The organism is Cryobacterium sp. Y62 (assembly GCF_002929785.1).
Classification (GTDB): domain Bacteria; phylum Actinomycetota; class Actinomycetes; order Actinomycetales; family Microbacteriaceae; genus Cryobacterium.
Genome location: NZ_PJJK01000045.1, coordinates 1 through 7,471, shown reverse-complemented (window position 1 = coordinate 7,471; position 7,471 = coordinate 1). Strand labels below are relative to the sequence as shown.

6 protein-coding genes and 3 pseudogenes are annotated in these 7,471 nt (G+C 58.5%); 3 read left to right on the top strand and 6 right to left on the bottom strand.

From position 1 onward, the window contains the following. Window positions 1-67: 67 nt before the first annotated feature. The 3 pseudogenes from CXY71_RS00685 to CXY71_RS00680 form a co-directional block, all read right to left on the bottom strand. A pseudogene (locus CXY71_RS00685) lies at window positions 68-616 on the bottom strand (DNA/RNA non-specific endonuclease). Between the two features lie 61 nt (window positions 617-677). Continuing rightward, window positions 678-942 (bottom strand): annotated as a pseudogene (locus CXY71_RS21615) (protoheme IX farnesyltransferase); the annotation flags it as partial. 106 nt (window positions 943-1,048) lie between these two features. Then, window positions 1,049-2,376, bottom strand: a pseudogene (locus CXY71_RS00680) (MFS transporter). 520 nt (window positions 2,377-2,896) lie between these two features. Between CXY71_RS00680 and CXY71_RS00675 the strand changes: the two are divergent. The 3 genes from CXY71_RS00675 to CXY71_RS21340 all read left to right on the top strand — a co-directional run bounded on the left by CXY71_RS00675 (window position 2,897) and on the right by CXY71_RS21340 (window position 4,743). After that, window positions 2,897-3,328 (top strand): hypothetical protein, encoded by a 432-nt coding sequence (locus tag CXY71_RS00675; protein WP_104133812.1) that lies wholly within the window; start codon window positions 2,897-2,899, stop codon window positions 3,326-3,328. Between the two features lie 159 nt (window positions 3,329-3,487). Then, window positions 3,488-4,054: a hypothetical protein gene (locus CXY71_RS21345; protein ID WP_199184128.1), complete on the top strand. Its 567-nt coding sequence runs from the start codon at window positions 3,488-3,490 to the stop codon at window positions 4,052-4,054. A gap of 62 nt (window positions 4,055-4,116) precedes the next feature. Then, window positions 4,117-4,743 (top strand): hypothetical protein, encoded by a 627-nt coding sequence (locus CXY71_RS21340; RefSeq protein ID WP_199184127.1) that lies wholly within the window; start codon window positions 4,117-4,119, stop codon window positions 4,741-4,743. An 82-nt stretch (window positions 4,744-4,825) separates the two neighbouring features. Here the strand turns inward: CXY71_RS21340 and CXY71_RS00665 are convergent, their stop codons facing one another. From CXY71_RS00665 to CXY71_RS21610, 3 genes are all read right to left on the bottom strand, one after another. Then, entirely contained in the window at window positions 4,826-6,289 is a 1,464-nt protein-coding gene (locus CXY71_RS00665) for a hypothetical protein (RefSeq protein ID WP_146072692.1), read from the bottom strand. A gap of 110 nt (window positions 6,290-6,399) precedes the next feature. Further along, the gene (locus CXY71_RS00660; RefSeq protein WP_146072691.1) at window positions 6,400-7,023 is read right to left on the bottom strand and encodes a hypothetical protein; all 624 of its coding nucleotides are present in this window, start codon (window positions 7,021-7,023) and stop codon (window positions 6,400-6,402) included. A 157-nt stretch (window positions 7,024-7,180) separates the two neighbouring features. Beyond that, a partial coding sequence (locus CXY71_RS21610; protein WP_233204312.1) for a hypothetical protein occupies window positions 7,181-7,471 on the bottom strand: 291 nt, incomplete at its 5' end.

Below are 7,471 nucleotides of genomic sequence, written 5' to 3'. Positions count from 1 at the left end.
GCGAACCTCTGTTGGGTGTTTCTTGGGCATATCCGAATCCTTTCACCAGAAAGAAAGCGGCAGGAAATCAGGGACGGTTCATCTTGACGCCGTGGTAGGTCGGGTCCTGGGCTGAGAGCACGGGGGCGGTGAAGACGCTGATGCGGTTACCGTTGGTGCGTGTGTAGGTGAGGATGTGGTCTTCGAGGCCGAGCCAGAGTTGTTTCGATTGGTTAAAGGCTCCGGCTTACGGGGCGGCGTTGGTGTAGGCGAAGGTGTCGTAATTCGCTCGCCGGGCTGTCATTGTGTCGCCCCAGACTGGGTCCTGGCGCCGGACGAGGTGCCCGCGGTCGAGGTCGTTTCTGGCGTAGACGGCTTCCCCGGCCTGTTCATAAAGCGGGATACGCGAGTCGAAGTGCCAGTCGTCACCTCGCTCAACGGTAACGAGGTGATCTCCGTCGATATTGACACCGGTCGCGGTCGCGATCGCGAGGCGCCGCGCAGGGTCGAGGAGCACACTGAAATGTGTATACGGCAGGTCGCGAACTAGGGTTCCTGCAGGAGAGGCCGGGAGCGGCAGAGAGATCTGGAGAAAATCGGCGTTGTATCCATCGGAAGAAAATGCTGCGGTGTTCATGGTGATAGTCAAGCAGCCATAGCCGACAGATGCCGAGCGCCCACGCGAAGACGAGCGCCTACCGATCGGTCAGCTCGCCCGTGGCTAGGGGGCGCCCCTGAGCGCGGAGCATCACCCGGTCGATGCCGCGGTCGATGTAACAGTTGCGCTCGACGCCTCGCCCACGAGCGTCGCGAGCACGAGCCTAAGGCTCGGAACACTGTTCTCAGCGAGGACATCGTCGGAATGGTAATCAGAAGAAGCGACTCAATTGACCGAGGTTTCGTCAGGGCAATGTATGCGTTCAGGCTGCTGCGGATGCTCCGCGGTCCGCTCCAAATGGGGATTTCTACGACAACGTCTATAACTCTTCTGACACTGTAAGTCACGCCAGTTCTGGATCACGCTTGTGACAGCGCCCGATGTGGGCGCCTGGCTGGCGTCGATACTGTTTCAGTCCTCGAGGGCTTCGCCCTGTTTCTCGGGGAGTCCGAAAGCGCCGAGGGCCGCAACCACGAAGAACAGGGCAAATACCGCGAACAGGAGGCCGGTCCCGCCCGTCTCGCGCAGCATCGGCACGGCCAGCGGCGCCAGGATTGCGGCGATCCGTCCGATGCCGGCCGCCCATCCGGCCCCGGTGGCTCGGATGCGTGTGGGGTAGAGCTCGGGGGAACGGTATACAGCGCTCCCCATGCGCCGAGGTTGAAGAAAGAAAGCAGCATGCCGGCACCGATCACCCGGGTGGCGTCTCCGGCGCCGCCGAAAAGCGCCGCCGAGAGTGCCGAGCCGATGAGGAACACGGCGAGAGTCCGGCGCCGCCCCCACCGTTCGATCAGGTACGCCGAGGCAGCGTATCCCGGCAGTTGAGCCACGGTGATGATGAACGTGTACGCGAAGGAGCGAACAAGGGAGAATCCCGACGCGACCAGGATGGTCGGAAGCCAGATAAAGGCGCCGTAGTAGGAGAAGTTCACGCAGAACCAAACCAGCCATAACGCACCGGTTCGGCGACGCAGGCCAGGCGACCACAGCGCGATGAGGCGCGTTTTGGCCGCGGGAATGGTCGGTCCTGGACTCATCGCCGCAGGCAGTGCCAAATCATCGGGTGTAGCGGTGACTCCGGCGGACTTTTCGAAGCGTCGAACGGTCGACTCCGCGTCCTGGGAACGGCCACGCGACTCGAGGTAGCGAACCGACTCCGGCAGCCGCAGCCGCACGACCACCGCGTACACGGACGGAGCCGCTCCAATAGCCAGCGCCCAGCGCCAACCGTCGGTTGAAGACGGTACAACGAGAAACCCGATCACGGCGGAAAGGGTCCAGCCGATGGCCCAGAACGATTCGAGGAAGACGATGATTCGGCCACGAATTCGTGGCGGCGCGAACTCGCTCACGAGCGTCGAGGCGACCGGAAGCTCACCACCGAGACCGAACCCCACGACGAATCGCCAGGCAATGAGTATGGCCACGAACCCGGGTAATGCCGACGCTCCCGTCGCGAGTCCGTAGACGAGCAAGGTGAGCGCGAAAACCTGACGTCGACCGATGCGGTCGGCCAGCAAGCCGCCGAGGACGGCGCCAATGGCCATGCCGATGAACCCGGCTGATGCGATCCAGGACAGTTCCGCGTCTGTGGTATTCCATTGCACCGCCAACTGGGCAAGGACGAAGGAGATGAGTCCAACGTCCATCGCATCCAGGGCCCAGCCCAGGCCGGAACCCACGAGTACTCATGTTGATCGTTCCAGAGCCGTCCGGGATGGACTCCGCTCGAGCCTTATCCTGGCCGTCTATCTCCGCGGAACCGCTGGAGCGTGCGAAACCGGGCGCACGAACTTCACTTGGTGCGTAGTCGTCCATTCGTCAACGATGCGCCTCGCGTTTGTCTCCTTCACAGCGGCGGCCGGAAGAGAACCGTGCGCGACAGCACGACGTGCACAGTCAGATTCTGGGAATCACTCGTCAGACAGTCCCATGATCTACGCGTCACCAAAGGTCGTTGGACCAGAATCGTGGCCACGTCGCTGTTGACCGAGACGTGGGCCAGCGCGTCGCTCGAGAGCAAACATCCTCGAAGACTGTTCGGCGCCGTACGCTTTCCGAGTCATCGAGGATGTTTTCGTGGTGCGCCACCCTGTTGCGGAAGTCTCGAAAAGCGGCCAAAGCGTCATTGAGCCGACCTCGGTCGACATCCGCTGGTGATGCCTTGTGCAGGTAACGCGCCCATTTTTTCGCATCTCGGAACCTAACTTCTCCACGGTACGGTTGGCGGGATAGCCAGGGATTGGGTAGCCTTCATTAATGGTAATTCAAACCGTCGCGGGGAATAATGCAACGAAACCAGCCGTCATATGGTTGCTTATAGTCTGTCTTTTCCTTAGCCTGACCATTGCCAGCGGACTTCTAATCGCGACGATGCCTCTTCAGGCATCGGATTTTTCTGCCTACTTCGGATTCTTTATCCGGTGGGCTTCCTACGGGCTAATTTTCTGGGTAGTGGCGGTCTCAGGAGGACTCCTGGCGCTATTTGCTGCCAAGAGCCTGAATGTCGGCGAGCAAAGGCGTCGTGCATCGTTTGCATCGGGAATTGCAGCCTCGACTCTGCTTGTCGATTTTGCTTTCTTGGCCTTGGGGTTGACGATTGTGCCTGTAGCAGCCGCTGGGGTCATGCTCGCTGCGGTCGTCGCCGGAGCAGGCTATCTCGCTTTCCGCGAACAGACTTTGAACGCATAGCACTGAGGTAGTAAGAGGCACGAGACCGAAGTTACGAGTGTCCTGAGCCCCGGCCTCCCTGTCGTTACAGGGAGTAGAGCTCTTTCGCCTGTGCATTTGCAGCCACTAAACTCCTGGCTGATTAATGATTAGACGTCAGGAATCGCGGTAAAATAGGGCATGACGAAGTCATCGACGGCGATGCATATGGACAAAGTGCGCAGTAAGACCCGGACGACGATTGGGGAGGAACGCGTCTACGAATCGGTTTTCTTGCGCCGTTCCTACCGCGAGGGCGCACCGGTCAAACACACGACGCTGGCGACCTTGGCCGCGCCGCCGGAAAGCGCCATCGAGGTCCTCAAAGCATCGCTGGCGAGCAAGGCCCTCGTCGTGGCTGGGAACGGCCTAGAAATCACCCGGTCCCTCCCGCATGGCCATGCCGCGGCCGTTGCCGCGCAGGCGAAAGAGCTCGGGTCGCCCGCGATGCTCGGCCCGAATTGCCGAGCACGGGACATCGTCCTGGCGTTGATCGTCGCTCGAGTCTGCCAGCCTCGGTCCAAACTCGCCACGACCCGGTGGTGGGCAGACACCACCCTCGCCGAAGACTTTTGCCCCGGTCAGGTCAGCACCGACAAGGTCTACACGGCGATGGACTGGCGCCAGCCGGCAACAAGCACTGGAGAAGAAACTCGCCCGAAAACACCTGACCTTGGAGGCGGACCCGGACCGGTTGGCGCTGTTTAACTTGTCGTCGTCGCGGGTGAACGGGGAACATTGCGAGCCCGCGGCGCGCGGGTACTTCCGGGATGAGAAGAAGGGTCCTCCGCATTGAATACGGCCTGCTCATCGATCGGACCGGGCGTCCGATCGCGATTCGGGTGGTGCTGGACAAGTCCGCAGACCCGACCGCGTTCGAACAGATTGCGATCGAGATGAAGAGAACATTCGGGGTCACAGACATGGTCGGGGACCGCGGCGTGATTACTTCGGCCCGCATTCTCGCCCGAGTAGAGCGAGACTTCTGCAGTCGGAAGAGCATCGATCTGGACCTGCGTCCCATCCATCACTGGACCGAAAATCGAGTGCACGTCCACGTACTTCTCTACATGCTCGCCGCCCACCTCGTCTGGCACCTTCGCCGGGCCTGGGAGTCGCTGACCTTCACCGGCGAAAACTGGTCCACCCTCACCGATCCCGTCGCTCCAGCGCTGTGCTCCACGACCGTTCACGCGAAGGCGTCGACTCGAACCACCGGCAGCGGCGAGCCCGCGCAGCGATTCACCAGTCTGCTCCGCCACCTCGCGACCTCACCCGCAACCGCATGCACATCAGCTGCCACGACGCCAACATCGGCTTTGAGCTGGTCGCCACACCGACCCCGATCCGGCGCCGCGCTTTCGACCTCATCGGCCAACCCATCCCCACCACGCTGAAGTAGCCAAAACAACAGATCAACCCCAACCAAAAACCGAGATCAAGCTAAATAAACATGTCGACAGACCACGTAACTTCGGGCTAGAAGGCGATGGCCAGCCTGCCCGTTTGCTTGCCCTCCAAGGACAAGACCGTTGCGAACATCATTGCCAGCAGGTTTGAGTGCTCATCGCCTGCGTTGATCGCCCAAAGATCGCCAGTGGAGAATGTCTGCAGACTTTCGGCACGCTCGTCCTGGTTCGCGCCCGTGAAAGTGTGAGCTATAGCTGTCGCTACGATGTCCGGCCCGTCCGACTCTTGGAGGAAGCCAAAATCAGAGCCTGTGCTGTAGTCCTCAAATACTGACAGATCAGTATCCGTCCTTGAATATTCGCCGGCAGCCACAGCAAGAATACTCTGGGTCTCGGCTCGCATTTCGACAGCAAGGTCTTCTAACATGCCGTTGCAGATGCTTTCTATTTCCTGCAAAGAACGAGCAGCGTTGGCAGCTTCAACTACGCAAAGTTGGGCCGCTCCCTTCGTCGTACCGTGGGTGCTCTTTACTTGCTCTGTCCAGGCCTCAGTCTGAGCATCGGACAGTCCCATTTCCCCTCCGCACGCCGCAAAAATGATCGCTGCATGAAACGTCGACGCGAGGGTCGGCTGTGAAACAACATCTAACCACCCCCCTGGAATAAGCTGACGCTGGGCAAAATAGTGTGCCGATTCAGCCGGTATCAATCCTAATTTGATCGCGTAGAAGTGAGCTTGTGGTTCGTAGCTCGTGCCGGTTTTAGACAAGTTCCCGGAAGCACTGACGTCAATGGCTAGTCCTGATAGAAAGGTTTGGGGCACGGCAGCGCTTGTGAGTCCAAGCAGTTCGGCTGATAAGTGCAGGTAGTACAAGGACCGCAGTCCAACTATGCCCGAGCCCAAACTAAGTGCAGTGGTGTTCCATTGTTCGTAAATCTCTGCAAATTTGTGATTCGCGGCGCCGCTCAGCCGGTCACCCAGGGAAGCTACATACAGGAGAGGAATTCCGTCTCGAAGTATCACCTCGTCGGAAGGGTCTGACTCATCCAAGTGCAATGTCCGCGCGCGTGCCGACTCGATTACCGCTTTTGGAAGTTCGTGTTCGGCCTCAGCGTAAGCCTCCGCAACGACGGGAGTCATATCGATGCTCTCGCCCGCACTATCGAGTTCCGTATAGCGATCGCTCTCGAACCATTCAAAGAAGGTTGAATCGGAGATGGGGAGCTTAGAATCAAGTGCAGCGAGCGCGCGGACGCTTAGCGCACGGTTCGTTAGCCGCGACAGTTGGTCGCCTTCGACGGCGCGGGACTCGTTCAGGTTCAATTCAAACTGTGAGGTCAGCCCAAGTGAATTGAGTTGTTCTCTTCCAGAGGATGTCGCGCTAACAATCAGCGTGTTCCACGCTGACTCATACAAGGAAAAATTGCCTTCGAAACCAGGCACGTCGCCGAAAGTACCGACAGCGCCGACGCGGGATGGATCACTTAATGCTCCCACGTAAGGCGACACGGTTTTACACGTTTTCTCGAGCATGCTTAGCTTTTGCGGAGGTGACGCGCAGCCAGACAAGCAGATCAGCGTAAGGGAAAGCAGGAGGGCGAGTCCGAAGACCCGCCCTCTCTGAATGGTGCGTTCACTCATCCCTAGTCAACGTAGTCATTGAAAAAGGATGATCCAAACTGGAAGCTTGTATTTGCTTCTTGATTCACTGTGAACAGCGTCCCGCTAAACGTTAGATTCGAGTAGTAGTGACGATTTTCTCGCGTGTTGCTCACGGTATTATTTATCGTGACGGACTGGCCGGTAATGCTGACGTTTGCACCGGGGTAGCTTGCCGTTACGCCTACGCCGGTGGACCAAAACGTATCAGTCAACTTAATCGACGTCGCTGTCCAGGGGCTGGTCCCGTGCCAGATCCCGTACGACTGTCCATTGAGAACGGCAGCGGTTATCAACGAGCCGCCAAAGTCTACGTTGCTTGCAAATCCAGTCGTAATGTCGTTTGCGATACCGCCAGGGGGCGTTATGTTTTCCTGCGAGTACCCGCTCAGCGTGCCATCCATCACTACTGTTGCATTTGTCGAGGAATCGTCCTCCTTGCTGGATGACCCATTGACCTGGATCGAGGTGTTATTTGAGGTGGGAAGTAATTCCTGTGGCATAGGTTGGTCGTAAGAGGGGCTATCGGCGAAGGCGGGCGATGCGCCAAGACAAAGCAAACCCGCGATAGATAGAGCGGAAACGGATACAGAAAGACGCTTTTTCATTTGAATCCCCATTAGTTTATTGGCTCGAGATGACCTTTGTCTCTTTTTAAACGTATCAACACAACCCCCCCCTAGGTCAAGTCAATGTCGAGGCCACGGAGCCTCGTATGGGGAATGTAAACGCGCTGTGGCGATGCTCGCCGGGGCGACCACTGCGCTACACGTATTCGATCCATATCGATATTTGTCCAGGACCTACTTCGCGGCTGACGGCATTTTTTACCACGTCCATCGAGAAGCCGGCCAAAGAAATATAAGCCGGTATGAAGCACCGAGTGACCCAGCGCTCTGCGAGAACATCCGAGCGCGTATAGCGGACTGCGCCCGTGTGGTGCATTGCTGAACGTTCTAATAGGCGGAGCGATGTTTGAACCGTCCCTGATTTCCTGCCGCTTTCTTTCTGGTGAAAGGATTCGGATATGCCCAAGAAACACCCAACAGAGGTTCG